At 43.5% G+C, this 3,651-nt stretch carries 2 protein-coding genes; both read right to left on the bottom strand.

Annotated features, from left to right (window positions below):
• Positions 1-56: 56 nt before the first annotated feature.
• Positions 57-1,766 carry a hypothetical protein gene (locus A37S_RS25815; RefSeq protein WP_051293398.1) on the bottom strand — a complete coding sequence of 570 codons (1,710 nt, stop codon included), beginning with the start codon at positions 1,764-1,766 and terminating at the stop codon, positions 57-59.
• A 62-nt stretch (positions 1,767-1,828) separates the two neighbouring features.
• The gene (locus tag A37S_RS0122285; RefSeq protein ID WP_028298855.1) at positions 1,829-3,550 is read right to left on the bottom strand and encodes a RagB/SusD family nutrient uptake outer membrane protein; all 1,722 of its coding nucleotides are present in this window, start codon (positions 3,548-3,550) and stop codon (positions 1,829-1,831) included.
• Positions 3,551-3,651 lie beyond the last annotated feature (101 nt).

Here is a 3,651-nt window from a genome sequence, read left to right as displayed (position 1 = left end):
TGCTTTTTTCATAAATCCTTGCACTTGACAACCTAAAAATAACTATAATTCATTGGTTAACAAAACGAATAGAGTTTTTCAGCAGACCCTAGATATAAACCGTCTTTCTGCGGCAAGGGTGCTAAATTGTTGATGACATCGTCCCATTTCTTCTTTCGTGGTAGCCCACTTCTTTCTCGCCATTCCTGAGCAACTTGTAATGCCCAGCTCCAGTATGCCAGCTCGTACGGCGGATTATAGGTTTCCATAGGATTAAAACACTCCTGTGCGGGAATCAATCCTTTGCCCAAATTATAGCACTTTGTCAACGAGTCATACACAGCAAACGACGCCATGAAATCAGCCGTTTCGTACACCCATTCTTTGTACTTATCAAGAATAGGCTGCTTCTCTTCCTTTGTCCTATACAGCAGCTCTGCAAGATATATAAAATGCGGTTGCTGCCATATCAGGAAGTTGCCTACCGAGGCCGGCGATTCATTACCCCCTGGATCTGTCATCTTCTGCCAACGAATGCCTTCAAAACCTTGCCGCTGGGCAATGGCTTTTGCTTTGTCGGCCACAGTGACAAACCAGTCAAAACTTTTTTCCAACAACTCGGGTCGTCCCCACAGCGCGAAATGTGCGGCATGCCACCAATACATTTCCAGATGAGGCTTACCATACCAGCTGTTATAGGTAAGCCCTGTTTCCTGAGGAGGATATGAACCCGCCCCCTGTGCTTTGGTCAGGTATTGAGAAAGAATGATGCGACGCTCCAATTCAAACGCCCTCTTATCCGTGCTTCCTGAAAAATCGATGGCTCCCCCAGACTCCCAAAATTCTTTCCACGCCGTTCTGTTATTATTTTTTATTTTTTCAAAAGTTGCCTTATTTTTTTTTTCAATCGGACTAAAAACCAAATTGGCTTTAAATACATTGGAGCTCCCTATTGGCTTGACAATGAAGAAATTTTTCCTTGTCGAGTCCATAGAAATTTTTTGATTCCAGTTTGCGTTTATGTAATAGGTTGTCGTATCCAGGCTATGTTTGAAATAGCCGCTGTTACCTTTGTTGCCATTGTAAACGGATTGATGCGACACGTCTTCGGAAAAATGATCACCTACATCGGTAAATGCCCCAGTGGGATATGGAAATGCAACCCGGACAAAAAGTCGACGCAGTTTTACCAACGGGGATTCCACCGAAAAAGAAATACCATCTGCGTCCTGATTGGCAAAGGTGATTACTTGGACCAGTTCATCATCTACCGTAAATCGGCTTTCCAATATGCCCGTATAAAGATCGAGACGCTGCTTTATATTCTTTATATCTTTTAATGTCGCCGTATCTCCATCCTTCATCAAAAAAACAAACCCAACATTGCCCAATTGCAGTCTGTGCGGATTGACACGAAAATATTCGACAGCGTCTTTTGCTTCTTTCGATTGTACCGAGTAGGACACTCCTTTTTTCTGAAACAGATCATAGTATTTGTAGGTTTGATCGATTGTCAGGTTTTTACCATTCGGAAAAGAATGCCACCCCCATTCCGACTGGGTTCCAAGTGGAACTCCTTGCGCGTACTCCTTATAGAATGTTTGCAACCCTGTAATATCAGCTGTGAACGCAAAGGCGCCATTTCCTAATGTCAGGGAAGATAGCGTGTCAGCGCTGTTTTGATATATATCGTGCCGGTGTATAACCTGCGCACGGTTGATGTTTTGGGCATCACAGACAATCGCAATGAGAAAAAAAAAGAGGAATATGACGACACGTTTATGCATTACACTTTAAAGTTATGATATTTTGAACGATTATATACTAACGGTTATCCAGTGAATACGGATTACCTATTTTGCCATCCTTCGTTTTGTTCCAGTGGCGCATCCTTGTTTGTGTCAATAATTGTATTAGGAATCGGCCACAGGTTATAGTTAAACGTTAATGTCGCCTGTGCCTCTGGCCAAAAGGCATGTGCACGAATACGGTCTACCGCTATAGTACCACCCATGCGCAATAAGGTATTCCAACGGCTTTCTTCGTATATCAGTTCCCGTGCACGCTCGTCCAGAATGAGGTCGAATTGGTCATCGACATCAGCTGCGGTAACCAGATAACTACATTGTGCTCGTTCACGTAGCAAGTTAATATCTGCCGCTGCACCTGCCTTATCCCCCAATCTTTGTTTGGCCTCTGCCCGCTGCAAAATAGTTTCGGACAGACGGATGAAATAGTCGTCGCGGAAGAGATTGCTCATGTTTTCCCCATCTTCCAATCCGGTAAATCGGTCTGTAGCGATTTTACAGGATACAGGATAACATAAACTTTGATTGGCTTTATTGGTGACTTCATCATTGCTTCCCTTGTAAATCACATCCCAGGGTACTGGCTGTTTATAATAGGGAGACGAGGGAACATTACCAATAAATGTACGGCGAAAAACAATATCAGAATTCCGCATATCATCGCCCCACTTGCCGGCATATATTTCATCACGCGTATACATCGTCGGAATCATCTGAGCAATCCCTCTTCCGCCCACATCTTCCAGTGCTCCCGTCAGGTGGGCTGCAGCGCCATCACGAAAAACCGGACCGTACATTCGAGGATACTGTAATTTCGATTTACCATCTTCCGCTTTATAAGCGGCGTAATCGATCTGTAATGCCCAAATACATTCTGTATTCCCATCTTGATAATCCACATTATTTTCCTGAAACAGATCCCAGTACACATTCCCCTGGTCTTCGTCTTTACGTGAGCCAAAACGTGATTTCATCAGGCCATATGTACCTCCATCAATTACTTTATCAGCGTAGACTATAGACTGAGCAAATGCCGACTGCGCCGCGCCGCCATCTGCAGATAACTGTATGCCTTGAGCTAGATATGCTCTGGACAGCATATGTTGTGCCGCGCCCCTCACCAGGCGTCCGCCAATAGTGGTAGTCTCCGGCAAATCATTTTCTATCGCCAGCAGTTCGTCTATGACAAATTGGTATGTCTCTACTCGGGTTGTGCGAACAAAATCGTATTTAGGTTCCGTTGAGATTTCCGTGACAATGGGCACGCCACCAAATAATTCGCCCAGATTGAGGTAAGCAAATGCCCTGAAAAATCTTGCCTGAGCTAGCGCATATACTTTCTCTCCATCCGAAGGCCATGAAATGTGTTCCAGTTCAGCGCCATATATGGCCAGATTTGCCCTAGCAATGACTTGATACCATGTACTGTACGCATTGTAAAATGTCGTATGATCTGGGTTGATATTGCCGTAATTATTAAATGAATCTCCTCTCCGAATACTGGCTACGTCAAACATATCGGATCCATAGCCCCGTAATGTCAAAATCCAATTATCTCCATTCGGATTGGCCCATAAGTCGCGGTAGTGTGAATAAATAGAAATCAAAACCTGATCGACTTGTGCCGATGTACTAAATGCGTTGTCCAACGTATAAAATGTGGGTGGGGTTTCGGTCAGAAATTCTTTGTCTTTTTTACAACTGGATATGCCAAAAAGCAATCCGAAGCAGACACCAAAACTATATATCGAAAACTTTTTCATTTTTAGTAATTAACCCAAGTTGCGGGTTAATTAAAGATAAAAAGTAAGCATCAAAACCAAGAACTTTGGTTTACCACAACTAAATGTACTTGTATGATGCT

The organism is Olivibacter sitiensis DSM 17696 (assembly GCF_000427965.1).
Classification (GTDB): Bacteria; Bacteroidota; Bacteroidia; order Sphingobacteriales; family Sphingobacteriaceae; genus Olivibacter; species Olivibacter sitiensis.
This window is presented reverse-complemented; position numbering and strand designations above follow the sequence as displayed.